Genomic DNA, 24059 nt, shown 5'->3' with positions numbered 1-24059 from the left:
CAAGATGAGATTTCCCATAGCATCAAGCTAGTAAGATCCCTGAAAGATGATCAGGTTGATAGGTCAGAGGTGGAAGCGTGGCGACATGTGGAGCTGACTGATACTAATCGATCGAGGACTTAACCAAGTCATATTTTATGAATAAGCGAAACTCGTTTTTACTACTTCTTCTGCATTATCTAGTTTTGAGGGAATGAACCCTTTAAAATAAATAGTCTGGTAACAATGGCGAGAAGGTCACACCCGTTCCCATCCCGAACACGGAAGTTAAGCTTCTCAGCGCCGATGGTAGTTGGGGCGAAAGCCCCTGTGAGAGTAGGACGTTGCCAGGCTGAGCCCCTTTTGGGGCTATTATTTTGTCAAACTTTATAGTTGGCCCCTTGGTCAAGCGGTTAAGACACCGCCCTTTCACGGCGGTAACACGGGTTCGAATCCCGTAGGGGTCACCAACCATAATGGAGGATTAGCTCAGCTGGGAGAGCATCTGCCTTACAAGCAGAGGGTCGGCGGTTCGATCCCGTCATCCTCCACCATTTATATCTTTGTTTGTTTTGAGCCATTAGCTCAGTCGGTAGAGCAACGAGCAAAGCTTCCATGAATTAGCTGCGAGTTGTACACGCCGAGCCGCTGCTTGAATAAGCTTGCTGAGGCGGGGACATCTGACGACGGAATAAAAGATTAGGGAATCATCTCAATATGAGCCATTAGCTCAGTCGGTAGAGCATCTGACTTTTAATCAGAGGGTCGAAGGTTCGAGTCCTTCATGGCTCACCATTTAAATATGCGGGTGTGGCGGAATTGGCAGACGCACCAGACTTAGGATCTGGCGCCGCAAGGCGTGGGGGTTCGACTCCCTTCACCCGCACCATTTCATTCATGCGGAAGTAGTTCAGTGGTAGAACACCACCTTGCCAAGGTGGGGGTCGCGGGTTCGAATCCCGTCTTCCGCTCCACAAGTGCTTAAATAATGCGCCCGTAGCTCAATTGGATAGAGCGTCTGACTACGGATCAGAAGGTTATGGGTTCGACTCCTTTCGGGCGCGCCATTATTTTTACGGGAAGTAGCTCAGCTTGGTAGAGCACTTGGTTTGGGACCAAGGGGTCGCAGGTTCGAATCCTGTCTTCCCGACCATTCGAAACATTACCGTGAATTTCATGGGGCCTTAGCTCAGCTGGGAGAGCGCTTGCATGGCATGCAAGAGGTCAGCGGTTCGATCCCGCTAGGCTCCACCAAAACTCAATCCTATATATGGCGGTGTAGCTCAGCTGGCTAGAGCGTACGGTTCATACCCGTAAGGTCGGGGGTTCGATCCCCTCCGCCGCTACCAATTTTTAAATTGATAATCCGGAGGAATACCCAAGTCTGGCTGAAGGGATCGGTCTTGAAAACCGACAGGCGGGTTAAACCGCGCGGGGGTTCGAATCCCTCTTCCTCCGCCATCTTTACATTTTTTATACCTTCTTATTGTCGCGGGGTGGAGCAACAAGCGTTGCTTCGATGAATATTCTGCGAGTTGTATCAATCGAGCTGCTGCTTGAATAAGCTTACTGAGATTGATACAGTCCTACGTTAGCATATAGCATGACGTAACCTTATATTTTTTATTGTCGCGGGGTGGAGCAGTCCGGTAGCTCGTCGGGCTCATAACCCGAAGGTCGCAGGTTCAAATCCTGCCCCCGCAATACGGTCTGGTAGTTCAGTTGGTTAGAATGCCTGCCTGTCACGCAGGAGGTCGCGGGTTCGAGTCCCGTCCAGACCGTTAAAATTACTCAGTAGGGGTAACCTGCTGTTTATATAGATTTTGGTGTGGCTCAGTAGCTCAGTCGGTAGAGCAATGGACTGAAAATCCATGTGTCGGCGGTTCGATTCCGTCCTGAGCCACCATTTATTGTTTTGGCGGTTGTGGCGAAGTGGTTAACGCATCGGATTGTGGTTCCGACATTCGTGGGTTCGATTCCCATCAGCCGCCCCATTATCATTGGGCTATAGCCAAGCGGTAAGGCAACGGACTTTGACTCCGTCATTCGTAGGTTCGAATCCTGCTAGCCCAGCCATTTTTTAAAATGGCGGCATAGCCAAGTGGTAAGGCCAAGGTCTGCAAAACCTTTATCCACCGGTTCGAATCCGGTTGCCGCCTCCATATTATTTTGCCGGTGTGGCGGAATTGGCAGACGCGCACGACTCAAAATCGTGTTCCTTCTGGAGTGTCGGTTCGACCCCGACCACCGGTATCGTTTTTTTTTAAGTATAATCGAATTTTAATTTCGCTATGTTTAAAAAATAATCGGAAAAATTCCGGCTAAATTGGGAAATACCTATATTTACTTGAAAATAAGGGGAGTTTTTCCGTTTATATTATCCAAATCTAAGTATTTTGTCTTGTTTAGAGCGAATATCTCCGCTTATATTTGCTTTTTAAGCTTCCTCTATACACATTAACAGGAAATTCTCCGTCTATGAATTCTCATACCTCTACGAATGTCAACAATGAATAATAACAGAGCCAAATAAAATATTATGGGCCTATAGCTCAGCTGGTTAGAGCGCACGCCTGATAAGCGTGAGGTCGATGGTTCAAGTCCATTTAGGCCCATCATTTAAAGGATATATATTGTTCCGCTGTAGCCCAGTGGTAGAGCAATCGGCTGTTCTCTGATAGAATGGTATATCGATTTGTATTGTGTTTGGCATTTTGGACACGAACACGCATGCTTTTACTATCAATATCGGAGATTCTTAATTTGGCTACTTCGCTTACCCGAAGTCCACTGCCGTATATCAAGGCCAGAAGTGCTTTGTGTTTTAAGTTATTGGTTGAATGTAATAGTAAGAGAACTTTATCTTTAGTTGGGATGACAGGGAAACTTTGGGCTCTTTTCATCCTAGGAACCTTAATAGAATTCCATTCCTTTTCTAAAACGAAAGTATAGAAGAACCTATAGCTGAAATGTAGTTATTAATCGTTCCTGAAGAAAGACCCTTGTCTTTTATGAGATAAAGGATGTATTGTTGGACATCCTCTAAGGTCATATCTTCAATCGATTTATTATGTTCTTTCATATACATTAAAAAGCATTCATTCTACGCCAGTACGATTCCCTTGAGGAATCCGGAGTGCCCTTAAGTTCAAAGTATAACTCCACTTTTTGTTCATATTGTTTCATGATGTCCCCTCCTGATGATCAAATAATAGGTAGTTAAACCAATCATCAGAAGGAGGAGCCCAGTTGGGGAAAGGGAAAATATGTAGGTGTATTTTTAAAAAAATGCGTGATATAATCTTCATGTGAAAAAGTATGCTCTTTCTTGGATTGTTTGGTTTGGCGATTAAACAATACCATAAGAGACATACTTTTTCATTTTTTTATACTTTTTTTAGTCTAAGGGGGCTTTCTAAGAGCCATCGCGTAGCGATTTCGTTCTTCTCTTCTTCTTTTTTTCCATAATATAGACTAGTGCTACGCAAAGTATCATCGATGTAAACCGGAGTTTCTTGGGTTTATTGAAATGAAATGATATAACTTTCATAGAAAAGAATGCAAGGAGGAATTGAATTGACATTAGGTGAAAAGATAAAAGATTTTCGGACAAGAGCAGGATTGTCACAGGAGCAGTTAGCGGATAAACTTGGTGTATCAAGGCAGGCTGTTACAAAATGGGAAAATGACAGAGGCATTCCTGATATAAATAATTTACAATACCTTGCAAAATTATTTGATGTAAGTATTGATTCATTAGTTAATCACTTGGAAAACACTTCGACAATCGTAATCAAGGAAGATATTGATATCGAAAAATATCAGAAAAGTGGAAAATGCCGGTCGAAGTATGATGCAGTGGTGAAAGAAAAGTATCAAAATGCACTTGCCATTTATCCTTTAATAAGAAGAAAAAAGTTAAATCTGGCACAAGAAATTGTTGATTTTATTGTACAACCTGGTGTGTTACATGCCGCGGATTCATTTAACGACCTATCTTCTTACTATCTTGTTGATTTGCAAAATAAGGAGCTATTAGTGCGAGTCACCAAAACCTATATAGAGGCAAAAGAATTAAATGTTAAATTTGATGGCAGGAAATGCATCATTGACGACAACCTTTTCAAAAAAGCTACATACACATTCTAACAGATGTCTCTAAAACCTATCTGTTTTTTCAACAAGGTGAACTCTTCATATTGTTTAATATGAAGAGTTGTTTTTTTCACACCAACACCCGAACCTTTATGAGAGTTAAAAAATGATAGAGAGTACACAATAAATGGTTAGCAGAGAAACGAAACTTAGAAAGATGGCCAGACCTCGTCTAAATGCAGAAAGTGAAATGCCGGAAGCCAGTGCGTAATGTGCAGCTGTTAATCCAGACAAAATGCCCATGGTCAGAAACCAAGGCTCATAAAATAAAAGAGACCATAACACCAGGCTGTGAACATCGAGTGAAACCCAGCCATTGAAATGAAGGGTAATCACACCTGCCAGATGAAAGGCTTTTGTAATCATCCCGCTGATTCCATGTGCCATTAAATAAGCAGTACAAAAAAGGGTAGGGATTAAGATGATGAGACGGTGGATGTTTTTCCCCCCAATGAACGGCACCCATGTCGGGACGACTCTACCCCATGGCTTGACAAGGGCGATTAAAATGAACCCACAGGTCATGATTAAGACGCCCGCGATGTAACTTGCCATGTACGTCATTTTAAGATCCTCGAGCTGCCCCGGAAGACCTAATGTTCCACCTGCAGCTTGATAAAATCGGACGAAAACGGCATACATCACTGCCCAAAAGCATCCGAGGTAAGCTGGCCATACCGCTTTCTTCGCCCATTGTTCAAAGGCAGTTAACCTTTCCACTTGGGCTTCCACATGGTTTGTTTTTTCATTCATGTTCAACACTCCTCCTTTTTATCCTATTCCACAATTGGTACATCGGCCACGCCGCCGATAATAGTACGCGATCGCAGCTAGCCCAAGAGCCACTCCCCATGGCATCCAAAAAATCATCGGTCCCATCGCACCCCAGCCCTGACTGAGTAAAATATTGTCTATTGGCACGAGATGAAATACCGCGGCCAAGATGCCAAATGTAAAGACAAAACCTGCTGCGGTTACAGCTATGGCAACAATCGAAGCGGGAATCACGGCAAGCATGATGGGGACTCCTTTTCCACCAATAAACGGGAAACAGCGGGGGAAAACTTCACCCCATTTTTGAATCAAACCAAGGGTAAGGATTCCTCCGATTATACATAGAGATCCAAAAATCCATTCCGTAGTGCGCGCCATCGGATTGGCGCTCGAGAAATCCCTAAGGAATTGCGGGTCAACCCCTAAAGGAGAATATCGAGTGCCCATGAGAAACGTATCAAGGCATAAGGAATAGGGGCAAACACTGCAATTATAGTCAACCATCTCCCCCAACGAATTAATAAAGGTGTTTCACCGTTATCAGTTCGCCCACAATATTCACAGGCATGACGCGTTTTTCTTTGGTAAACAACAGCGGCCCTTATCCAAAAAAGTGCGCCAATAATACAAATGATTTGATTCAACATTTGCCAGTTAAAGCCGAATTTAAATAAAAAGGCGTAAGCCATAGCGGCAATTAACCTTGTATCCGGAATAAACAGGAGCAGTGCAAGTGAAAACCCCCATGAATAGGCAATAACAAACCACCGCGAAAAAGCCGTATATTGTGGTCTATACTGAGCTTGCTGTTGCAGATCCTTGTCCAGAAGATAGGACGGTATCAAATAGGCAGGTAAAACAATCGGTTATAAGATTAGGGCTACCATTATGATCAATAAATATCTCGCCAACAGAGAATGTCGAAATTTCATTGCTTCACTCGATATCCGATTCCCAGGATGGTTTCAATAATTTGCGGCTGGCTCGAATTTTCCTCGATTTTTTCTCATAAATGGCGAATATGGACCATTAACGTTTTATCTCCAGCTATATAGGGATTTTCCCACACCGCTTCGTAAATTTGTTCTTTAGTCAGAATTTGATTCGGATGACGAAGCAAATACGTGAAAATTTGAAATTGCTTTGCCGTTAGAATGATTTCATGATTCGATCATGTATCGACAATGCGGTTCTGGTCTAAATAAATGCTGAGATGTGATAGTTGAATGAGCGGAAGTGAAATCTTGCCAAACCGTCTTAACAGCACTTCGACACGTGCCGCCAATTCCTCAGGATGAAATGGCTTCGTCACATAATCGTCAGCAAAATGAAGGCCCTGCAGTTTATCGTCAATAGAGGTTCTAGCAGAAAGCAGAAGAATCGGTGTCTCTGGGTATTCTTTCTTAACCCGCTGGCCGATAGAGAATCCATCCAATCCAGGAAGCATGATGTCAAGGATGACGAGGTCGATACCATCCATATAATGGCGCATCATCACCTGATAGCTTTTTTATTAGATGATTCAGAAAGTCCCAGATTATACTATAATGAATAGTGAAAACGCTTCAAAAAAAGGGGAGTGGAAGAGATTGGACATTAATGTTATATGAGCGGGGCCTGTTTTTGTTAAATGACCCGCTTGAAGCGTATTTGCCGGAGTTTAAAAATCCTCAAGTCTATCAGACTGGCAAAAATGGCGAAACTGTAATCGTGCCTGCGACAAGGTCTATTACGATTAAAGACTTATTTATGATGACATCGGGACTGACATACGGAGGAAACCTCTTTGAAACAGAACGCCAAGTGGCCCAAAAGATAGCGGCAGAATCTGAAAGCCCGGACTGGAACGTACGGAAATTGTCCCAAATGCTTGCTTCCATTCCACTTGCATTTGACCCGGGAACCCGCTGGCATTACGGATTTAGCCATGATGTTCTCGGAGCATTGATTGAGGTGTTGTCCGGTAAAAGCTTCGGTCAATTTTTAAAGGATGAAATCTTTGGCCCGCTGGGAATGGAGGATACTTTTTTCAAGATTCCTGAAGAAAAGAAACACCGGCTTTGCAGCTTATACGACCGCAACGACGCAGGCCAATTAATCAAAAATACGAGCATGGATGCCCGCTACCAGCCCGGTACTCTTATTGAAAGCGGCGGTGGCGGACTTCTGTCTACACTTGAGGATTATAGCCGATTCGGACATATGCTGGCAAATGGGGGAGAGATGGATGGTGTGCGCATTTTAGGGCGGAAGACGATCGAGCTCATGTCTACCAACCATCTATCACCAGAACTTTTAACGTATTATAACTGGGATGCGCTGAAAGGTTATGGATATGGGCTCGGAGTTCGCACATTGATCGATCCAACCACCGGGGGAAGCAATAGCTCGTTAGGTGAATTTGGCTGGATGGGTTTGGCGGGTACATGGCTTATGGTCGATGTGAAAGAAAATTTATCTGCCGTCTACATGCAGCAAATGTTTCCGAACTTTGAAGGTATTCATCAGCCAAGGCTGCGGAACGTTATTTATGGAGCACTATAAAAAGTAACCGCAGGGGCGGTTCTCATGATACTTTTCTGCATCCGAAGAGCCAGAAGAACTGTCCCTTGTTTCATCAAAAAGAAACACCGTTTGCAGTGGATCTTTTGGAGATGAAATGCCGCTAACCAAAGGTCAAGAAATTCATCAATCGGGCGCATTTCCGGCAAGAGGAAATGCGCTCTTTTTAATGAATTCGGCGATTCGATACAGTTATCACACCAGGGGAAGAATCATTCGAACCGTTGTGCCTTTTTGTGGCACACTCTTTACATTGATTGATCCTCCATGGAGGTGAACCAGTTGTTTCGTGATGGCCATTCCAAGTCCGGTTCCGCTGCCGGAGTCGCTGGTATTGGTGCCGCGGTAGTAGCGATGGAAGAGTTTATTGAGTGTATCATTGTCCATTCCTATGCCATCATCCTCAATCGTAATTATTGTTAGATGATGTTCAATCGATGAAACCGATACTGTAATGGTTGTACCGGGAGGATTGTACTTAACGGCATTTGCCAATACGTTATCGATAATCCTTTGAAACCATTTTGGGTCGACTGACGCAAACATCGGTCGATTTTCCGGCTGGAAAAGGAATTCCTTCTCATTGTTTGTTGGATCATTGATAAAATGGATGACCGTTCGGCGGATGAATTCGTTCATATCGATCCGTTCTTTGGCGATTGGCAAAGCCTGATTTTTTAGGCGATAGGTTAAGGTTAAATCTTCAAGTAAATTCATCATGTACGTTGATTTTTCTGATATGATTCCGGCGAATTCTCTTGTCTCCGATTCTGTCCAGGAATAGTCCTTTGCTTCAAGCATTTGTGCATACCCGGAAATGGAGGAAAGCGGCGTTTTTAAGTCATGGGAGAGACCGCTGATCCATTCTTCCCGCGTTTGCGCCATTTTCCTTCTATCGTCCTCATTTTGTTTTAGCGTCTCTGTTAATTGTGAAAGGGTTGCAATAAGATCCTTGTACAAACGATACGGCCTTTTTAGTTTTCCTTTTTTATTTAACATCATGGGCTGCTGATGGAGATCGTGCGGCTGTTCAAATAAACCATTGCCAAGATTTTGGATCCATTGCATCATCGTAAGTAATGGAACTCCGAATTTACGTGCATACCAGAAGGTACCCATCAATAATAGCAAAAATAAGACGACAGAAATGACAACGAAACCCCTGCTCATCGTTTTAACCAAGCTTACTTCAGGATTTGGGGATGAACGTAAATCTTGGATACCCACCATGATGGTCTGTTTTGACTCTGCATCAAAGTAAGCGGCAATGGACTCGTGTTCCTCCATTGCTAATTGGTGAAGATCCTGCAGCTGGTAAGTTACATGTCCCCTATCTGTACCGTATTGGTCAACTACTTTTCCCGCCCCATCTATCAACCGCGCCCAACCTTTTTCTGTCTTCATTTGCTGAAGTGTGGCATCGGTAAGCTGGATCCGCTGATTTTTCCAATCGACATCTTTCTTTACTGCGTTTAATAACCTGGTTTCGGTCTTCTTTTTTCCGAATAACAGCAGGTACGGCTGCGATTTCGTTTCTTCTAACAGCCAATGGGTATATTTGATAGAGTCAGAGGAATCCTGCAGTAGTAATGCAGCCAATTCGCTTTTTGTAAAATGGGCAGGTTCATGGTCAGGAGCATTGTATGACCCAATGACCTCACCTGTTTTTGTTAGGACAAGGAGCCAGCCCTTTTGATTTGCTGTCAGCTGCTTTAATTCATCATCAAACGTCGCCTTATTTCCATTGACTGTAACCCTGTTAGAAAAAAAAGACTCATCTGCCTTGGAAAGATCCTGGGTAACCTCATCATTCATGATTGTAAAGCCGATGATTGCCCAAATCGAGAGTAATAGAGTGAAAAATAGGATAAAAACAATGATTAATTGAATGAAAAACTGTACGACAAAACGTTTATGGATGTTCATCGCTGGTCCCCATCGGGTACAAATTTATAGCCCAAGCCTCTTATAGTAGTAATGTAACGCGGTTTACTAGGATTGTCCTCGATTTTCTCGCGAAGCTTTCGAATATGAACCATAACGGTATTATCCTCACCCAGAAATTCCTCGCCCCATACTTTTTCATAAAGCTGGCTTTTACTAAATAGTTGATTAGGGTGTTTACAGAAGAACAGCAGAAGCTGATAGACTTGAGCCGGTAATTCTACTGAACTTCCTTTTACGGTTACTTCCCCTGAGAGTGTGTTTACATGGAGGGGCCCATATTGGAACAACGTTTTAGAAGCATTTATGGCTTTTCCGGTGTGACGGCGTAAATGTGCTTTGATTCTAGCGACGACCTCCAGAGGATTAAAGGGTTTGGTAATATAATCGTCTGCACCTAAGGCAAAGCCCGATAGTTTATCAAAATCGGTGGTCCTTGCTGTAAGAAAGAATATAGGAGCGTCGGTCGTTTCCCTAATAAGCGGGCAAATGTCGAAACCGCTGCGGTTTGGAAGCATCACATCCAAAAGGATGAGGTCATATCGTTTTGTCTGACATAGGGCAAGTGCATCCTCAGCTGTTCCTGCGGTATCAATAAGGCTGAACCCCTCTTTCTTTAAAATGGTTGTTAACATATGTAAAATCGCTTTTTCATCGTCGACAATTAATAATTGTGGCTCACTCATAACAATCTCCCATTCTCGTTCATCTATTTTTATCATATCATTCAGTCGTCAAAAGTTTAGGAATTAAGGAAGAATTAAGGTGGAATTTTCAGTGGCTTAAGAAAGGAAAACTATAATAATGGTAAATAGTTCATGTAGAATGAAACCAGAAAGGGGAATAAGAGTATGTATGTAATGGGGAAACGGGAATTTTTAAGTTTATTTAAAGGAGTTAAATCGTTCATCGTTATTGTGATTTTACTCCTAACCTCTTATTATTCAGCCAAGTTCGCCAATGTGTTAATGTCTGGAATTGAACTTTCCGCAAAGGAAGCTGAAAATATTCACACGGTTGGTCTTTTGGGGCTTATTTTACTCCTAGGGCAATTATTTGTAGCAGGACTTTCTCATGATACTATGAACCGGGAGATACATGAACGGACGATGCGATTTTTAGTCACAAGAACATCAAGAACTTCGATCTTGTTTGGAAAGTTTTTCGGAATTTGGCTGTTTTGGTTCAGCTGTCTGGCTATTTCCTTCATTCTTATCAGTATATTTGCCGAAAGAATTGATTTTTTCATTTTTTCTCAGGTCTTGAGTTTAGTAACCTATCAAATCTGCTTGACCATCCTGCTTTCGGTGCTGATTTCTAAGCCTGGATTTACGATGTTTTTAGGAATTGTGGTTGGACTCATCTTTCCGATTTTTGGATTTTGGGTTGTGTTTACGAAGAATGTTTGGGTGAGTTGGATGAAATTTATGACCCCCTTTTATTATTTAGAGCGAGAAGACTATACCTTTTTGGTGATTTTTATTTTAGCTGGGATCATGCTCGTGATCGCCAATCTAATTTTTAACAGGAGGGAATGCTGATGATTGCGATTGAAACAAAGCAGTTGACGAAATCGTATGGAGCGGTGCCAATCGTAAAAGGAATCGATCTTATCGTCGAAAAAGGGGAAATCTTTGGTTTCTTGGGTCGGAACGGAGCGGGAAAATCGACATTTATTAACATGCTAACCGGCATTATTCAGCCAAGTTCTGGAACATACGCACTGTTAGGTGTAAATGGTCCAAATGATGATGTAAAAGAACGGATAGGAGTGATGCCTGATTACTCCACGTTATATGGGTCTTTAACCGCCTTGGAGCATTTAAAATTTCTATCCGCTTTGTCGGGAAAACCTGCAGGAAAGGAATGGTGTAGGGAGGTTCTCACATTAGTTGGCTTGGAAGAGCATGCCCGGAAAAAAGCGGCTAAATTCTCATTTGGGATGAAAAAGAAACTGGGGATTGCACTAGCCATCATCCATGATCCTGAACTTATTTTCCTGGATGAGCCCACTTCCGGTTTGGATGCAGAATCCGTGCTTCGTATCCATAAGCTGATTACCTGGCTGCAAGCAAGAGGGAAGACTATCTTCATGACCTCCCACAATCTGGCGGAAGTAGAGAAACTTTGTACAAGAATTGCCATTATGAAAGAAGGAAAGATTGCAAGCATCGGCAACATGGAGGAACTTAGATCCTTCCATCGTTCCACCATTAAGGTCAAAATCAAACATTCCCCGATACCCGTATCGGAACAGATCAAGCTGCAGCAGTGGCTGGAGTCAGCAGGAACAGATCTGGAAATGAAGGCTCCCTATGTAACCATCACCGTGGAAGATGAGAAGAAGATTGCTGAAATCATTCGGGCGATTCAGCAGTGCAGGGCAGACGTGCTTCGAGTTGAAGTGAAAGAACCAACGCTTGAGGATATATTCCTGGAAGAATAGGTTCAATGGGAATCTAAAATTGAAATTATGATTTGGATTTTTGTGGTAATATTTTAAGAGGAGTTATTTTTTAGAGATGAAATAATAAAGGGTTGAGGGGACCTGATTCTAGACTTAGAGAATCGTTTAGTGTCAGGCCCGCTGAATGAATCTTACAGTTCGAGTCGTAACAGGCTCTCGTTTAATTAAAGAACTTTTGAGTTACAAATATTTAAATACCAGGCATAATTTCCCCCGAATTAGGAATGGGTTCTTCGCCAAAAAAGGTAGGGTCAATATCGACTCCTCCGCTCAATAACAACCCATCTAGATGCTGAACAATCTCATCCATAACGGACAAATCATCACTATAAGGAATGATATAAGGGATGCCTCCAGCTAAAAGCACGGATTTTAGCACATCATTGTCCACGGATACTCTTCCTTCACCAAGTGATGCGGTTACGCCAATAATTGGTTTCATGGTAGGATTCCTCTCAATAGTCTATTTACTTACTATTCTATAAAAAACTTTAAATGCTTTTTGCTGGGATACCAATGCTATATACGGCTAATCCATTACCGTCCGAAACTTATTGATCATCGGTTCTGTCAAAATCCCTTCAGTATAAAAATGACTTACCAACACACTAAGCATCATTTCATTTTCGTCTGTCATTTCGATTTTCCCTAAAACTGTATTGATGATGTCTTTTAGCTCACTGGGATAGGCATACATCGTATTCCATGCGCGAGCTTGTAATTCCAAATCATCACCTAAGGCGGCAGCTTCGAGTTCGTCTACCGGTACAGGTTCATTGAAATGGGCATACGGATCCTCATAAACATCTGTATAAATAAACTGAATAGGATTGTATTGGTCTAGAGGATAAGAGTAACGGTCGTTCCCGAGCGTCACTACAAACTCAGTTTGTCCCAATTCAATCGAACCATTTTCGATTGCGATCTTTTCCGATAACGATGTAATCACACACTCGACATCCGGGGTAATGAACCAATAACGATTTTCACGATTTAACATCGCTGCATATTCAGCCAGCGATGTCTCCTCGAGCATTTCTTCATCCCTTAATTTCGTATATGGTTTGGGACGGTAAAAATATTCGGCATCGATATGCTTCGCATTAATGGTCCATTCGGCCTCCGGACATTCAAATAATACACGGAACGTAAATCCATCAGCCGTTTTTTGCAGCTCGTCATAAATAAACCATTGCCCAATCTTGATGGGGGTGTCCGTTTCTTCAGATGTGACTCCTTCAAACATAAAATGAATCAGTGACTTTGTTGAAAATCCGCCATCGGTATTAACGTAAAGGTGTAGAGTGTCATCATCTCGAACAATTCGCTCAATAGTTGCATCATGCAAGCTTTCCATAAAGACATCTTGAACCGCTGGAGGAAGAAAGGTGACAGCCTGTTTTGTATGTTCTAAGGCAACATCTAAAACCTGCTCGAATTCCTTGGTACATTTACTAATCCATCGCAAATAATCTTCACGTACATTTTTTGGCAACGTCGGTTGATTTAATGTTCCATTTTCTACATACGGAATGAAGTGGCTTGGCAACACTTGAACCAATTCCTGTTTCACTTCTTCAAGCTCCACTTTTAAGCGGCCAATCAGGTCTTCCCCTTCCTCCTCGGCCTCTTGTAAAGAACGTTCCCAGTCTTCATCGGATTCATGAATCGGCAGAAGATGGCATTTTCTAAACTTTTCCTTTGCAGCACTTGTTATACTCCACATAACAACACCTCGAAGTAGTTGGTAAAGGTAGTATACTATAGATTTTTGTTATTTAAGTCATAGATTTTATGTCGCCGCTTAATATTAATGGTAAAATTGTCCAGAGGGGGATGGAGAATGTCTGAAAAAAATCAAACAAACAATAGTTCAGTAATTTCCTTAACAGTCGGGATTTTATCGTTATTTATTCCGTTTATCGGTTTAATATTAGGCATTATTGGAATTGTCTTTTCAAGAATAGCTGTAAAACAAATGAACAACACAAATGAAAATGGTAGAGGATTAGCCACCGCAGGTTTAATTTGTAGTATTGTTGGACTCATCATTCAACTTTTAATGGTACTGGGTTATGTTGCCTATTTCTCTGTATCTAGTTATTTTACCAACTAAAGCTGACGGTTAAAATTAATGGCTAAAAAAGGGCATAAAAATGTGTTAGGCTGTCGAAAAACCTTTCGGTAGCCTATTATTTGTAAGAGTTTAGTGATACCTAAATTTTGAAAGTCCTCTGTGTCGGTCGATCGAGCGATTGTAAACGACCGGACTCTTAAAAATAGCGTCCTCTCGGTCGATAAGAACGGCTATAAACGACCGAACTCATGAAAATCCCCCCGTCTAGGTCGATAAGAACGGCTGTAAACGACCGAACTCATGAAAATCCCCCCGTCTAGGTCGATAAGAACGGCTGTAAACGACCGAGCTCATGAAAATCCCCCCGCCAAGGTCGATAAGAACAGCTGTAAACGACCGAACTCATGAAAATCCCCCAGTCAAGGTCGATAAGAACAGCTGTAAACGACCGAACTCATGAAAATCCCCCAGTCAAGGTCGATAAGAACGGCTGTAAACGACCGAACTCATGAAAATCCCCCCGCCAAGGTCGATAAGAACGGCTGTAAACGACCGAACTCATGAAAATCCCCCCGTCTAGGTCGATAAGAACGGCTGTAAACGACCGAACTCCTGAAAATTCTCCGGTCAAAGTCGATAAGAACGGCTGTAAACGACCGAACTCCTGAAAATTCTCCGGTCAAAGTCGATAAGAACGGCTGTAAACGACCGAACTCATGAAAATCCCTCCGCCAAGGTCGATAAGAACAGCTGTAAACGACCGAACTCATGAAAATCCCCCAGTCAAGGTCGATAAGAACGGCTATAAACGACCGAGCTGATGAAAATCCCTCCGCCAAGGTCGATAAGAACGGCTGTAAACGACCGAACTCCTGAAAATCCCCCCGCCAAGGTCGATAAGAACAGCTGTAAACGACCGAACTCCTGAAAATTCTCCGGTCAAAGTCGATAAGAACGGCTGTAAACGACCGAACTCATGAAAATTCTCCGGAGCCGAGAAACATATACTTTCTTAACAATCCGAGCACAAAATGTGCTTTTTTATTTGCAATTGAATGCTGCCCCCTTCTTGCTTGATGCTAATACTTCTTTATTAGAAAACAGAAATATAATTTTTCTTATTTTGCAACTTTCTGTATGCTTAATTCGTGGATAGGTTGAAGGGGGGAAAGTGGTGGATTTAGATGAGGCGTTTGAAGCATATGTAGATGATCTATATCGATACTTATTTTCCCTTTCAAAAAATCACCATACGGCGGAGGATTTAGTTCAGGAGACATTTTACCGGGCATATCTTCAGTTGTCTGAGAAGGATATTCGCCAGATTAAACCCTGGTTGTTTAAAGTGGCCTACCATACCTTTATCGATTTTGTAAGAAAACATAAACGGCTGGTCATTACTGAAGAAGTACATACCCGAATCAGCGTGAGAACTCCAGAAATCGACCTTTTAGAGAAGGAAGGCTTTGCGGCACTCATGAACGATCTTCATTCATTGAAGGAAACCGAAATGCATGCACTCGTTCTTTGCGACTTGCATCGGTTGAGCTTAAAAGAAGCCGCTGAAATTCTGCAAATAAATTTGAATACACTGAAGAGCCATTTAGTAAGGGGAAGAAAAAAGGTAATTGAAAGGGTCAAGGAAAGGAGGAGGCAGGATGGATAAAGAGCAAAATCAAAACGATGAGGAACTTTATCAATCTTTTTTAACTGAATCGATGCAAGACTATGAAGAAAGCCACAAGGTACCGGAAAAAGGCCAAAAAAGGCTCTTGAAAGCGGGAAGAAATCAAGCGCTAAGAACAAACATCATGATTAGCCTGGCCGTTTTACTATTAATTGTGCCAGTGCTTACCTTAAGCAGCTATTTGTATTACGCAATTGGCGGAAAAGCAAACCATCTCATTGAGCTTGCCTCAAAAACCATTTATGTCACGGAACCGAACATGAGTTTAGAAGAGATGGAGTTAGAAGAGGATATCGGCTTTTTTACGATGGATCTTTATTTTGATGTGTTTAAGCGGATTGGGAAAGAGGATTATCAAGCGGGGAAGTACTCGGTAGGGTTTGCGCTCGATCAGCCCAATTTTCCAGAGCGGGATATGAAGCTGGAGAGGCCGCTTCCCGTAATAGGAACCATGGAGACAGACAGGCTGTATCATCCAGACGGGACATACGAAAATGTAGATTCGGACTGGGATATTCTTGATCACCTGCCGGATGGGACGGTGGGGGAGATTTATCTTTCCTTGAGTCAAATAATGAAACCACAGGAGCTTGAAAAACAGCTTGGGGACGATGTTGAGGTAAGATGGGGGGCCGTTGATACGGGGCTTGAGGATAAGAACTTATATGAAGCGGAATATGTGGTTGCGCCCATCGGCTTTCCGCTTCAGATCGATACCACCACGTGGTCACCGTTTAATGGAAGGGAAAAGACAAATGAGGAAGTATTTTTAGATATATTAAAGTTCCTGGCCAAGGATGAGAAAACGGCGGAGAAAATATCGCGTGCAAAATCTTTAGCATTACAAAAAAGAATTCCGTACATTGAGAAACATGGGGTCCAAATCTATGGAGCGGTTGTCACCGGACCAACTACAGAATTAAGAAAACTGAAAGGTAATGATCTAATCAGAGTCATGAAGGTGGGGGAAGTGAAGCTATGGAACTGGAAATGAACAATAAGAACAAAAGAAAACTGCCGACCATATCGGGGTTCCTCTCCTTCCTAATCGCTCTGATCGCGCTAGCGGGGGTCAATATTGCCTTATTGATTGATATCGATGATTTTCCGGAACTGTTCCTAGTCCAGCTGCCGATTGTTGGGTTTTTCCTTGGGCTCCTTGGGCTTATTACATCGAAAAGATCGCGACTATATGCCCTTTGGGGGATTGGGATTAGCTTGTTTCTCTTAATATTTACCTTTTTAATGATCGGAATATCCTGGGTGGGGATTAATCCGAAGCCTTGATACCACAGGTGATACCACAGGGACGGTTCTTGTGGCTCTTTTCTGGTACTGCGATGAGCCAGCAGAATGTCCCCATGGTTTACCTTGTCATTAACTATACTCTTAAGTAAGGCAATAAATTATTTTTTGAAAAAATGAACCCCATCACTCGTGTCGATACGCTAGATCAAAAGTAATCAGATAAAAAATGATTTATTAAAACATTGAATAGGTCATTTTTTTTCTGAGAGTAATCAAAAAAAGGCAATATTATATTATTCATTGTGAATGATTGCTAATGGTTAGGGCCAATATGTTACAATGGGTTTCATTCAGAGGGTTGGAGGATTTTTGTACATGTTGTCTTTTATTAAGAAAATGAGTCACAGACAGTTAGTTTTTTACATCTTCATTGCTCTTTGTTTTGTCAGCTCGGTTTTGTTTGTTCATTACAATTATTCGTTCTATGAGCGCCCGATAGCTAAGGTCATTGAAACGAAGCTCAAGGATTCATCGGAAACAACGGATATGCACGGAAATAAGGACCGGCTTTATTCCCAGCAAATTGTCGCCGAAATCAAAAATGGCGAAGAAAAAGGGCAGCTAATCGAGTTAAAGAACGAGTATACAGCTTCCGGAATCTTTGACCAAAAATATTATCCGGGCACCGAATTATTTGTCTACATTAACGATAGCCCACAAGATACGACTACGCTAACAGGATCCATTCAGGATGTAAAGCGTGATAAGTACGTGATCATAGTTGCCTGGATTTTTATCTTCATTTTACTCATCGTTGGCAGTAAACAAGGGTTACTATCGATTATCAGTTTGGCAGTAAATGCCCTTATCCTCTCTTATGCATTAGATATTTATCTGAAAACATCCGGCACCAGCCTGCTATGGATCTGCGCGGTAAGTGTAATTTTATTTACTGTCATCTCTTTGTTACTTGTCAATGGAAGGAATGAAAAAACCTATGCGGCCATAATTGCCACTCTGCTAGGAACCTTTCTCTCGCTGTTGATTACTTATTTTGTCATGCAGTTGACTGCAGAGAAAGGACTTCGCTATGAAGAAATGCAATTTATTACACGTCCTTATAAGGTGGTGTTTATGGCCGGCCTATTTATCGGATCGTTAGGTGCAGTCATGGATGTAGCCATTACCATGTCATCTTCTATTTTTGGATTATATGAAAAAAATAACAACATATCAGTCAAGGCGCTAAAAGCGTCAGGGTTGGAAATAGGAAAAGATATCATGGGGACTATGACAAATATATTATTCTTTGCCTATATTAGTGGCTCTATTCCCATGCTTCTTTTGTATTTTAAAAATAATTCGCCATTAATGTTTACCCTTTCTATGAACCTTTCATTGGAATTGGCGCGGGCCATGGCGGGTGGGATTGGAATCGTCCTAACAATTCCGCTTGGTCTCTACATTTCTATATTTTTCATTAATCGAAAGGGGGTAAAATCATGAATGTATTAATGTGGCTGGGAACCATTTTATTGATTTTGATGATTCTTATTGGCGGAAAAAACGGGGCACGGTCCTTTTTTGCTTTGTTCTTCAACTTTATCGTGCTCCTTATTACGATTCTAATTTTGACGATACCAAAGGCGGACCCAATCATCTTTACTTTGATTGCCTCTACCTTTATAAGCTGTATCAATCTTTTTTATATCAACGAAGTGAATAGCAAAACCATCCCTGCCTTCGTTTCGAGTATCATGACAATCGTCATTTTGCTACTTTTTATCGTGATGATGACCGAAAAGGCGATGATTCAGGGGTTTGGTATAGAAGAATTAGAAGAACTTGGGATGTTTTCCCTTGAGATAGGGGTAGATTTTGTCAAGATCGCAGCTTCTGTGATTATTATGAGTACGATTGGAGCAATTACCGATACGGCCATGGCAATTTCCTCTCCCATGCGAGAAGCCTTACACCATCATCCAGACATTAGCAGGAAAGATCTATTTACCTTTGGCATAAGTATCGGGCGGGATATATTAGGAACAAGTGCCAATACGTTATTCTTTGCCTTCTTTGGATCCTACTTGGCATTGCTTATCCTATTTAAAGATTTAACCTATTCATTTGGCGAAATCATCAATTCAAAAATTTTCAGTTCTGAAATCATTACCATACTTTGCGCGGGGATTGGGGTTGCCCTTATTATCCCGATAACCGCATGGATCACCGCATACTTTTTCAAAAGCAAACGCGGTGAGAAAATACTTAAAAGCGAAAATCGAACATGATCTATGGTGACGGCCTTTTAGAGAACAATCGGAAGTTTTACAATAAAGGTCATTTATGGATAATAACGATATTTTAACTAAATTGAGATACGCATTGGATTTAAAAAATAAAGAAATGGCAGAGATCTTTAAACTGGGCGGCGTGGATGTAACGGTACCAGAATGAATAAGTTAGATGAATATGATAGAACGTAAAACGCTTATATAATTAAAAAAATTGGTAAATTCCTATTAAAATTCCAATGATTATAATATTGTAAATATTTTTACAGTTAATATTGCCTTAATGCAACTTTTTTGTTATGATTTAAAAAACAATGGAGTCGTGGAAAATGTTGGGAAAAATTACAGAAATGATCTTTGTTAAAAATATAGAAAAAAAACTTAAGAAATATGATATTAAAATGGTTCATTTTGTTCCTGGACGAATTCGTCTTCAATCTTCCCGATGGATAAAGAACGGCGATCTGATTGAAAGAATAATAGATGAATTAAACACACAGCCTTTCGTGTTTTCAGTAAACTTCACAGAGATTACCGGAAGTGTTGTGATTACGTATGATGCCAACCACGTAACAGAAAATCATGAACTGGAATCCTGGTTTCAGATACTTGAGCAAGTATACACAACAGAATTTTTGCAGTAAGGAGTGATTTTAAACTTGATGTCCACCATTATTGGATTAGGAGCATCCTTAGTAGCTCCAAAAATAATGTCTCAGTTTCGGGACCAAAAGGTGAAAGTGTTGCATGCCATGCCTGGAAGGTTACGGCTTCAAAGTGACAGCTGGAAAAACGAAATAGTGGCTAAGGCTCTAAGTAATCAAATTGTTAAAAGTCCTTTAGTCTTATCCTCCCAAGCTTCAGCGATAACAGGAAGTCTTACACTGCATTTCGTGGTTCCCCATATTAGTCAACAAGAATTAGATGATTTACTGCAGTTTATTGTCCAAACTGCATCAGATGCCCTTCTGAATGCAGATGCAGCTTTAATGAGAGGGATGCAGAAAACCCTTGGGATCGTCGATACTGGAATTAAAAGGCAAACAAATGGCTTTGCAGATTTCGATAGCTTATTTGTATTGTTTTTATTAGGAAAAGGAATTCATGCTTTTAGTAACACTCCTGCTTTCTCAGCCAGTTTATTTTATTGGGCGTATAGCATCATTAAACAAAAAGAAAGAGGTTAATCACATGTATAGTGCGGTGAGCGTGGTTCACTCCTTACCAGGTCGAACCCGATTTCATTTAACTAGTTCAATGAAACCTGCATTGATTGAATATTTCATTAGATTACTTCCACAAGTATATTCAGCTACATACAATCATCTTACAAAAAGCGTACTTGTCTATCACCACACTACCTTATCTGTTACGACTCTTCAAAAGTATCTTCAGCAATTAATCTTGCAGAAGGAAAAAGAACAAGTTCGAGTTTGCCTTTCTAGCTGGAGAAAGCTTGTGCCTGTTGCAGCTTGTACAGCTATGTTTCTAGCAAACTGGTACATCCAAAAAAGTTCGTTTCCACTAATAGTAAAAACGGTATCAATCTGGTCTGCGAATATCATATCTATTTTAACATCGATTGACGTAATTAAGGATGGGTTCCTTAACCTAATGAAAGCAAGGAAAGCAAACGCAAACACCTTAACAGCAACTTCTATTTTTGCGTCTATCTATACCAAAAACCCTGGGTCTGCCCTTGTCATTACCATTATGTCCACGATTAGTGAATGGCTGACAGAATACACCTCAGAAAAAACCAAGGAGTACATTCATTCTATAATGGACCTAGATATAAACTTTGCATGGAAAGTAAACGAACAAGGGATTGAGGAAAAGGTAGAACTGAGTCAGGTTCGGCAAGAAGATAGCATTATTGTCTATACAGGTGAGAAAATACCTGTTGATGGGACTGTATCTAAGGGGCAGGGAACCGTAGATGAATCTTCCCTCACAGGGGAATACATGCCGAAGGAAAAGTTTGAAGGACAACAAGTTTATGCCGGAAGTATCTTACAGCATGGCCAGCTTACTATTCTTGTGGAAAAAGTCGGAGAAGATACGGCTCTATCACGAATCATTCAACTTCTGGAAGAAGCGCAAGAAAAACAAGCTCCTATCCAAAACATTGCAAATTCACTATCAGAAAAAATGGTTCCTGTTTCCTTTGGGCTTGCATTTCTCACCCTTTTATTAACAAGAGATATGAATCGGGCAATGAACATGCTGGTCATAGACTTTATATGTGGAATAAAGCTTTCAACTGCTACTGCCCTATATGCGGCAATAGGCAAAGCAGCAAAACAAGGTGCAATCGTAAAAGGGAGTAATTACATTGAAGATATGTCTCATTTAGAAACGGTTATTTTAGATAAAACTGGGACGATCACAGAAGGAGCACCCATTGTACAACAAGTAATCCCATTGGACGGTTTTGAACAAGAAGATGTCATTCGATTAGCAGCCATTGCAGAAAAAAATTCTTCCCATCCTATTGCCGATGCAATTATCAACCAAGCAAAAGAGTGGAAAGTTGATATTCCTGCACGAGATGAAAGTGCGGGGTTAGATATGGTAATTGGCAAAGGGATTTCGACCTTCCTGCATGGGAAACAAATTGTGGTCGGCAGTCTCCGATTTATGAAAGAATTAAAGATTAAGATGGTCAATTATCTTGAATCGGAACATAAAGATGAGAACTTTATTTATGTTGCCTATGACAAAACGCTTATTGGGATCATCAGTATCTTTGATCGAATACGTTCTGGTATGCATCGAGCAGTGGAGGATTTACGTCTTCAAGGCATTCAAGACATCATAATGTTAACGGGAGATAAAAGAAACGTGGCAAGGGAGATGGCTAAGCGCCTAAGGCTCAATTGGTACCATGCAGAAACCTTGCCAGAAGATAAAGCGAAGTTTGTTAAACAATATAGACGGAATAGTACAGTTATGATGGTAGGAGATGGAATTAATGATGCTCCTGCTTTAGCACATGCGAACATAGGCGTCACGATGGGAGGTAAAAGGACAGATATTGCTTGTGAAGCAAGTGATATTATCATTACTTCCGATAATCCAGAAGTCCTGCCACAATTAGTGGGATTATCAAAGAAAACCATGAATATTATTAAACAGAATTTCTTTGCTACTTTTTTAATTAATGGAGGTGCGATTTTATTAGGAGCATTCGGTATCATTTCACCTATTGTATGTGCAGCGATTCATAACACAGCAACGATTGGTGTGGTACTCAATAGTGCAAGAATTTTATGGGGAGGGAATTAGCAACATGGACCCTAAAATGTATATTTTGCATGATATTCCTGGACGATTACGGTTATATATACCGATGTTAAGTGCTTACCATGAACAAGAAGAAATTAAAATGATGTTCACTTCTTTAAGAGGGGTTCAAGATGTACGAATTCAGCCTATTATCCAGACCATGCTCATTCATTACGAAGCTGATGAGATTTCACGAAACCAGCTGTTAAAATGTGTATTACTATTTTTTTATTCTCAACCTTCTCTTCCATTTAACTATGTTATGAGTAAAATTACACCGAATGTGCGGGGAAGTTTCGTTCGATCTCTCATCGCTGGTGGTTTACTGCTGCTTGCCTATATTCAAGGTACATCATTCAAACAGCCAACAGCCTTAGTATATGGCGCGGTTATTGCAACTGGATATGCGGTTTTATCACATGGCACACAAAACAAATTTCGCCATCCTGATATAATTACAGGTATTTTAAGCTTAGCGTCTCTTGGTCCCGCTAATATGCTGCATGGAGCAATGATTACTTGGGCGGTAAACGTCTTGGAGCTGCTGCATGATATGCAATCTAATAAACCAGTCTTATCTGGTATGTCTTCATACAGGCTTGTATGAATGTATATATACGCAATAAAAAAAGAAATTGGAGGAAACGAAGATGGCATTTAACAGAGACTTTTTAATGGGATTTTTATCTGGAACAGTTGTAGGTGCTGTAGGCTACCGTTTATATGAGCAAAATAGCGGACAGCTACATCGTTTGGTCCAGCCGAAAGCGGCGTTCCAGCAAGCAGCGGCTTCTTATCAGCCTTCTATGGAGGAATTAGTAGCTCAAAAAGAGCGCTTAGAAGATATGATTGCTGAGTTACAATTAAAATAAGCTAGGAAAGGAGGAATAGTCAACTATTTCTCCTTTTTTATTAGGATGCGAAAATTATTGACTGCAAAACCGGTTAAATGATTGGATTCTAGATGTGTCCTGGTGAAAGTATTGTGTAAGGATTTCGATCTTTTGTATAAGGTTAGGGCTAATATAGAATTCTAGGTCATTTGTTTCATTCCACATCGAGTCGTCTTCCACTCTTATAATGTTAAAGAATTGTTCTAACACCTCACTATGTTCCACAAGGGTCTTGCCTAATTTTTTTCCCTCACATGTAAGATAAACTCTCCCGTAATGCTCAAATTTCACCCATCCTTGATTGGAAAGTTTCCTTACCATTTTAGAAACAGTAGCTGGATTAACACCAAGAACATTTGCTAATTGCGACGGGACAACTCGGTCAGTGGCATCTGCAAGTAAATACATTTGCTTTAAATATTGTTTCATTACAGATGAAGCCATGTAGTGAACACCCAACCTTTCGTTAATCTAAAAAAATTTACACAAACTTTATTTCTTTCGCTGGACTTAAAAAGTTGCGCGAGGTAAAATATTATTATCAACATTATACAGAATTAACCAAATATTCTCAATAGGATTTCAATCATGAATTAAGGAGAGAAAATTGGGTGTGTAAAATAAAATTTTATTAATGAATTTTTTTTGGTCTAAGGAAACATTTTGAAAATGGAAAATATAATTTAAATAA

General features: G+C 41.0%; 25 protein-coding genes, 18 tRNA genes, 2 rRNA genes and 2 pseudogenes. 36 read left to right on the top strand and 11 right to left on the bottom strand.

What is annotated here, in order from left to right; genetic code table 11:
• The 20 genes from M3234_RS16170 to M3234_RS16075 form a co-directional block, all read left to right on the top strand.
• A 23S ribosomal RNA gene (locus M3234_RS16170) occupies positions 1 to 127 on the top strand; the annotation flags it as partial.
• An 88-nt stretch (positions 128 to 215) separates the two neighbouring features.
• A 5S ribosomal RNA gene (gene rrf, locus M3234_RS16165) occupies positions 216 to 332 on the top strand.
• A gap of 42 nt (positions 333 to 374) precedes the next feature.
• Positions 375 to 449: transfer RNA gene (locus tag M3234_RS16160), tRNA-Glu, on the top strand.
• An 8-nt stretch (positions 450 to 457) separates the two neighbouring features.
• Positions 458 to 533 (top strand) — tRNA-Val (locus M3234_RS16155).
• A 165-nt stretch (positions 534 to 698) separates the two neighbouring features.
• Positions 699 to 774 (top strand) — tRNA-Lys (locus M3234_RS16150).
• 9 nt (positions 775 to 783) lie between these two features.
• Positions 784 to 868: transfer RNA gene (locus tag M3234_RS16145), tRNA-Leu, on the top strand.
• A 10-nt stretch (positions 869 to 878) separates the two neighbouring features.
• Positions 879 to 953, top strand: a tRNA-Gly gene (locus tag M3234_RS16140).
• A 16-nt stretch (positions 954 to 969) separates the two neighbouring features.
• Positions 970 to 1046, top strand: a tRNA-Arg gene (locus M3234_RS16135).
• Positions 1047 to 1055: 9 nt separating this feature from the next.
• A tRNA-Pro gene (locus tag M3234_RS16130) sits at positions 1056 to 1132 on the top strand.
• A 25-nt stretch (positions 1133 to 1157) separates the two neighbouring features.
• Positions 1158 to 1233, top strand: a tRNA-Ala gene (locus M3234_RS16125).
• An 18-nt stretch (positions 1234 to 1251) separates the two neighbouring features.
• Positions 1252 to 1328: transfer RNA gene (locus M3234_RS16120), tRNA-Met, on the top strand.
• Positions 1329 to 1347: 19 nt separating this feature from the next.
• A tRNA-Ser gene (locus tag M3234_RS16115) sits at positions 1348 to 1440 on the top strand.
• Between the two features lie 169 nt (positions 1441 to 1609).
• Positions 1610 to 1683 (top strand) — tRNA-Met (locus M3234_RS16110).
• 3 nt (positions 1684 to 1686) lie between these two features.
• Positions 1687 to 1760 (top strand) — tRNA-Asp (locus M3234_RS16105).
• A gap of 49 nt (positions 1761 to 1809) precedes the next feature.
• A tRNA-Phe gene (locus tag M3234_RS16100) sits at positions 1810 to 1885 on the top strand.
• 12 nt (positions 1886 to 1897) lie between these two features.
• Positions 1898 to 1973: transfer RNA gene (locus tag M3234_RS16095), tRNA-His, on the top strand.
• A 7-nt stretch (positions 1974 to 1980) separates the two neighbouring features.
• Positions 1981 to 2055 (top strand) — tRNA-Gln (locus M3234_RS16090).
• Positions 2056 to 2066: 11 nt separating this feature from the next.
• Positions 2067 to 2141, top strand: a tRNA-Cys gene (locus tag M3234_RS16085).
• Positions 2142 to 2150: 9 nt separating this feature from the next.
• Positions 2151 to 2232, top strand: a tRNA-Leu gene (locus M3234_RS16080).
• 288 nt (positions 2233 to 2520) lie between these two features.
• Positions 2521 to 2594: transfer RNA gene (locus tag M3234_RS16075), tRNA-Ile, on the top strand.
• On the opposite strand, the gene M3234_RS29705 is transcribed toward M3234_RS16075, so the two are convergent.
• Positions 2595 to 2882, bottom strand: coding sequence for a tyrosine-type recombinase/integrase (locus tag M3234_RS29705; RefSeq protein WP_396953957.1), 288 nt, complete (start codon positions 2880 to 2882; stop codon positions 2595 to 2597).
• A 32-nt stretch (positions 2883 to 2914) separates the two neighbouring features.
• The gene (locus M3234_RS29700) at positions 2915 to 3031 is read right to left on the bottom strand and encodes a hypothetical protein (RefSeq protein WP_396953960.1); all 117 of its coding nucleotides are present in this window, start codon (positions 3029 to 3031) and stop codon (positions 2915 to 2917) included.
• Between the two features lie 524 nt (positions 3032 to 3555).
• Between M3234_RS29700 and M3234_RS16070 the strand changes: the two genes are divergently transcribed.
• Positions 3556 to 4128: a helix-turn-helix domain-containing protein gene (locus M3234_RS16070; RefSeq protein WP_262305702.1), complete on the top strand. Its 573-nt coding sequence runs from the start codon at positions 3556 to 3558 to the stop codon at positions 4126 to 4128.
• Between the two features lie 105 nt (positions 4129 to 4233).
• Here M3234_RS16070 and M3234_RS16065 read toward each other — a convergent pair whose 3' ends face one another.
• The 3 genes and pseudogenes from M3234_RS16065 to M3234_RS16055 all read right to left on the bottom strand — a co-directional run.
• Complete coding sequence (locus M3234_RS16065; RefSeq protein ID WP_262305701.1) at positions 4234 to 4887, bottom strand: DUF3995 domain-containing protein; 654 nt, start codon at positions 4885 to 4887, stop codon at positions 4234 to 4236.
• An 18-nt stretch (positions 4888 to 4905) separates the two neighbouring features.
• Positions 4906 to 5412: a hypothetical protein gene (locus M3234_RS16060; protein WP_262305700.1), complete on the bottom strand. Its 507-nt coding sequence runs from the start codon at positions 5410 to 5412 to the stop codon at positions 4906 to 4908.
• Positions 5413 to 5836: 424 nt separating this feature from the next.
• Positions 5837 to 6376, bottom strand: a pseudogene (locus M3234_RS16055) (response regulator transcription factor); the annotation flags it as partial.
• A gap of 131 nt (positions 6377 to 6507) precedes the next feature.
• Here M3234_RS16055 and M3234_RS16050 point away from each other — a divergent pair.
• The gene (locus M3234_RS16050) at positions 6508 to 7452 is read left to right on the top strand and encodes a serine hydrolase domain-containing protein (protein WP_262305699.1); all 945 of its coding nucleotides are present in this window, start codon (positions 6508 to 6510) and stop codon (positions 7450 to 7452) included.
• Between the two features lie 213 nt (positions 7453 to 7665).
• On the opposite strand, the gene M3234_RS16045 is transcribed toward M3234_RS16050, so the two are convergent.
• Positions 7666 to 9396, bottom strand: a complete 1731-nt coding sequence (locus M3234_RS16045; protein WP_262305698.1) for a sensor histidine kinase — start codon at positions 9394 to 9396, stop codon at positions 7666 to 7668.
• Positions 9393 to 10100: a response regulator transcription factor gene (locus tag M3234_RS16040; protein WP_262305697.1), complete on the bottom strand. Its 708-nt coding sequence runs from the start codon at positions 10098 to 10100 to the stop codon at positions 9393 to 9395. Before M3234_RS16040 ends, M3234_RS16045 begins: the two co-directional genes overlap by 4 nt.
• 165 nt (positions 10101 to 10265) lie before the next feature.
• Between M3234_RS16040 and M3234_RS16035 the strand changes: the two genes are divergently transcribed.
• Positions 10266 to 10955, top strand: coding sequence for an ABC transporter permease (locus M3234_RS16035; RefSeq protein WP_262305696.1), 690 nt, complete (start codon positions 10266 to 10268; stop codon positions 10953 to 10955).
• Entirely contained in the window at positions 10955 to 11860 is a 906-nt protein-coding gene (locus M3234_RS16030) for an ABC transporter ATP-binding protein (protein WP_262305695.1), read from the top strand. Before M3234_RS16035 ends, M3234_RS16030 begins: the two co-directional genes overlap by 1 nt.
• Positions 11861 to 12071: 211 nt before the next feature.
• On the opposite strand, the gene M3234_RS16025 is transcribed toward M3234_RS16030, so the two are convergent.
• Positions 12072 to 12323 carry a gamma-glutamyl-gamma-aminobutyrate hydrolase family protein gene (locus M3234_RS16025; RefSeq protein WP_262305694.1) on the bottom strand — a complete coding sequence of 84 codons (252 nt, stop codon included), beginning with the start codon at positions 12321 to 12323 and terminating at the stop codon, positions 12072 to 12074.
• A gap of 87 nt (positions 12324 to 12410) precedes the next feature.
• Positions 12411 to 13607, bottom strand: a complete 1197-nt coding sequence (locus M3234_RS16020; RefSeq protein ID WP_262305693.1) for a DUF4085 domain-containing protein — start codon at positions 13605 to 13607, stop codon at positions 12411 to 12413.
• A gap of 117 nt (positions 13608 to 13724) precedes the next feature.
• On the opposite strand from M3234_RS16020, the gene M3234_RS16015 reads away from it, so the two are divergent.
• Positions 13725 to 13997: a DUF4190 domain-containing protein gene (locus M3234_RS16015; protein ID WP_262305692.1), complete on the top strand. Its 273-nt coding sequence runs from the start codon at positions 13725 to 13727 to the stop codon at positions 13995 to 13997.
• Between the two features lie 467 nt (positions 13998 to 14464).
• On the opposite strand, the gene M3234_RS16010 is transcribed toward M3234_RS16015, so the two are convergent.
• Positions 14465 to 14728 carry a hypothetical protein gene (locus M3234_RS16010; RefSeq protein ID WP_262305691.1) on the bottom strand — a complete coding sequence of 88 codons (264 nt, stop codon included), beginning with the start codon at positions 14726 to 14728 and terminating at the stop codon, positions 14465 to 14467.
• Positions 14729 to 15132: 404 nt separating this feature from the next.
• Here M3234_RS16010 and M3234_RS16005 point away from each other — a divergent pair, with 404 nt between their 5' ends.
• From M3234_RS16005 to M3234_RS15955, 11 genes and pseudogenes are all read left to right on the top strand, one after another.
• Positions 15133 to 15624, top strand: a complete 492-nt coding sequence (locus M3234_RS16005) for a sigma-70 family RNA polymerase sigma factor (protein WP_262305690.1) — start codon at positions 15133 to 15135, stop codon at positions 15622 to 15624.
• Positions 15617 to 16639 (top strand): anti-sigma factor, encoded by a 1023-nt coding sequence (locus tag M3234_RS16000; protein ID WP_262305689.1) that lies wholly within the window; start codon positions 15617 to 15619, stop codon positions 16637 to 16639. The genes M3234_RS16005 and M3234_RS16000 overlap by 8 nt, the downstream gene beginning before the upstream one ends.
• On the top strand, positions 16624 to 16932 hold the full coding sequence (locus M3234_RS15995; protein ID WP_262305688.1) for a hypothetical protein: 309 nt from the start codon (positions 16624 to 16626) through the stop codon (positions 16930 to 16932). The genes M3234_RS16000 and M3234_RS15995 overlap by 16 nt, the downstream gene beginning before the upstream one ends.
• Before the next feature lie 336 nt (positions 16933 to 17268).
• Entirely contained in the window at positions 17269 to 18399 is a 1131-nt protein-coding gene (locus M3234_RS15990) for a YibE/F family protein (protein ID WP_262305687.1), read from the top strand.
• The gene (locus M3234_RS15985; protein ID WP_262305686.1) at positions 18396 to 19184 is read left to right on the top strand and encodes a YibE/F family protein; all 789 of its coding nucleotides are present in this window, start codon (positions 18396 to 18398) and stop codon (positions 19182 to 19184) included. Before M3234_RS15990 ends, M3234_RS15985 begins: the two co-directional genes overlap by 4 nt.
• A 55-nt stretch (positions 19185 to 19239) precedes the next feature.
• Positions 19240 to 19347: pseudogene (locus M3234_RS15980) on the top strand (DUF1456 family protein); the annotation flags it as partial.
• A 169-nt stretch (positions 19348 to 19516) separates the two neighbouring features.
• Entirely contained in the window at positions 19517 to 19831 is a 315-nt protein-coding gene (locus M3234_RS15975) for an HMA2 domain-containing protein (protein WP_262305685.1), read from the top strand.
• A gap of 18 nt (positions 19832 to 19849) precedes the next feature.
• A complete protein-coding gene (locus tag M3234_RS15970) occupies positions 19850 to 20374 on the top strand; it encodes an HMA2 domain-containing protein (RefSeq protein ID WP_262305714.1) in 525 nt (174 codons plus the stop codon).
• Positions 20375 to 20378: 4 nt separating this feature from the next.
• Positions 20379 to 22475, top strand: a complete 2097-nt coding sequence (locus M3234_RS15965; protein ID WP_262305684.1) for a heavy metal translocating P-type ATPase — start codon at positions 20379 to 20381, stop codon at positions 22473 to 22475.
• A gap of 4 nt (positions 22476 to 22479) precedes the next feature.
• A complete protein-coding gene (locus tag M3234_RS15960) occupies positions 22480 to 23082 on the top strand; it encodes an HMA2 domain-containing protein (RefSeq protein ID WP_262305683.1) in 603 nt (200 codons plus the stop codon).
• A gap of 43 nt (positions 23083 to 23125) precedes the next feature.
• Positions 23126 to 23347 (top strand): hypothetical protein, encoded by a 222-nt coding sequence (locus M3234_RS15955; protein WP_262305682.1) that lies wholly within the window; start codon positions 23126 to 23128, stop codon positions 23345 to 23347.
• A gap of 54 nt (positions 23348 to 23401) precedes the next feature.
• On the opposite strand, the gene M3234_RS15950 is transcribed toward M3234_RS15955, so the two are convergent.
• Positions 23402 to 23812: a metal-dependent transcriptional regulator gene (locus tag M3234_RS15950; protein WP_262305681.1), complete on the bottom strand. Its 411-nt coding sequence runs from the start codon at positions 23810 to 23812 to the stop codon at positions 23402 to 23404.
• Between the last annotated feature and the right edge of the window lie 247 nt (positions 23813 to 24059).

Origin of the sequence: Neobacillus niacini (assembly GCF_023715785.1) — a bacterium.
GTDB classification, from domain to species: domain Bacteria; phylum Bacillota; class Bacilli; order Bacillales; family Cytobacillaceae; genus Neobacillus; species Neobacillus niacini_E.
The sequence above is the reverse complement of the archived record's forward strand: the minus strand, read 5'-3'. Positions and strand labels throughout refer to the sequence as shown.

What these genes read in the sequence shown, in the direction of transcription:
- M3234_RS29705 (WP_396953957.1), bottom strand. Translation starts at nt 2,882, where the DNA reads ATGAAAAGAGCCCAAAGTTTCCCTGTCATCCCAACTAAAGATAAAGTT.
- M3234_RS29700 (WP_396953960.1), bottom strand. Translation starts at nt 3,031, where the DNA reads ATGACCTTAGAGGATGTCCAACAATACATCCTTTATCTCATAAAAGAC.
- M3234_RS16065 (WP_262305701.1), bottom strand. Translation starts at nt 4,887, where the DNA reads ATGAATGAAAAAACAAACCATGTGGAAGCCCAAGTGGAAAGGTTAACT.
- M3234_RS16060 (WP_262305700.1), bottom strand. Translation starts at nt 5,412, where the DNA reads ATGGTTGACTATAATTGCAGTGTTTGCCCCTATTCCTTATGCCTTGAT.
- M3234_RS16050 (WP_262305699.1), top strand. Translation starts at nt 6,508, where the DNA reads ATGTTATATGAGCGGGGCCTGTTTTTGTTAAATGACCCGCTTGAAGCG.
- M3234_RS16045 (WP_262305698.1), bottom strand. Translation starts at nt 9,396, where the DNA reads ATGAACATCCATAAACGTTTTGTCGTACAGTTTTTCATTCAATTAATC.
- M3234_RS16040 (WP_262305697.1), bottom strand. Translation starts at nt 10,100, where the DNA reads ATGAGTGAGCCACAATTATTAATTGTCGACGATGAAAAAGCGATTTTA.
- M3234_RS16035 (WP_262305696.1), top strand. Translation starts at nt 10,266, where the DNA reads ATGTATGTAATGGGGAAACGGGAATTTTTAAGTTTATTTAAAGGAGTT.
- M3234_RS16030 (WP_262305695.1), top strand. Translation starts at nt 10,955, where the DNA reads ATGATTGCGATTGAAACAAAGCAGTTGACGAAATCGTATGGAGCGGTG.
- M3234_RS16025 (WP_262305694.1), bottom strand. Translation starts at nt 12,323, where the DNA reads ATGAAACCAATTATTGGCGTAACCGCATCACTTGGTGAAGGAAGAGTA.
- M3234_RS16020 (WP_262305693.1), bottom strand. Translation starts at nt 13,607, where the DNA reads ATGTGGAGTATAACAAGTGCTGCAAAGGAAAAGTTTAGAAAATGCCAT.
- M3234_RS16015 (WP_262305692.1), top strand. Translation starts at nt 13,725, where the DNA reads ATGTCTGAAAAAAATCAAACAAACAATAGTTCAGTAATTTCCTTAACA.
- M3234_RS16010 (WP_262305691.1), bottom strand. Translation starts at nt 14,728, where the DNA reads ATGAGTTCGGTCGTTTACAGCTGTTCTTATCGACCTTGGCGGAGGGAT.
- M3234_RS16000 (WP_262305689.1), top strand. Translation starts at nt 15,617, where the DNA reads ATGGATAAAGAGCAAAATCAAAACGATGAGGAACTTTATCAATCTTTT.
- M3234_RS15995 (WP_262305688.1), top strand. Translation starts at nt 16,624, where the DNA reads ATGGAACTGGAAATGAACAATAAGAACAAAAGAAAACTGCCGACCATA.
- M3234_RS15990 (WP_262305687.1), top strand. Translation starts at nt 17,269, where the DNA reads ATGTTGTCTTTTATTAAGAAAATGAGTCACAGACAGTTAGTTTTTTAC.
- M3234_RS15985 (WP_262305686.1), top strand. Translation starts at nt 18,396, where the DNA reads ATGAATGTATTAATGTGGCTGGGAACCATTTTATTGATTTTGATGATT.
- M3234_RS15975 (WP_262305685.1), top strand. Translation starts at nt 19,517, where the DNA reads ATGTTGGGAAAAATTACAGAAATGATCTTTGTTAAAAATATAGAAAAA.
- M3234_RS15970 (WP_262305714.1), top strand. Translation starts at nt 19,850, where the DNA reads ATGTCCACCATTATTGGATTAGGAGCATCCTTAGTAGCTCCAAAAATA.
- M3234_RS15965 (WP_262305684.1), top strand. Translation starts at nt 20,379, where the DNA reads ATGTATAGTGCGGTGAGCGTGGTTCACTCCTTACCAGGTCGAACCCGA.
- M3234_RS15960 (WP_262305683.1), top strand. Translation starts at nt 22,480, where the DNA reads ATGGACCCTAAAATGTATATTTTGCATGATATTCCTGGACGATTACGG.
- M3234_RS15955 (WP_262305682.1), top strand. Translation starts at nt 23,126, where the DNA reads ATGGCATTTAACAGAGACTTTTTAATGGGATTTTTATCTGGAACAGTT.
- M3234_RS15950 (WP_262305681.1), bottom strand. Translation starts at nt 23,812, where the DNA reads ATGGCTTCATCTGTAATGAAACAATATTTAAAGCAAATGTATTTACTT.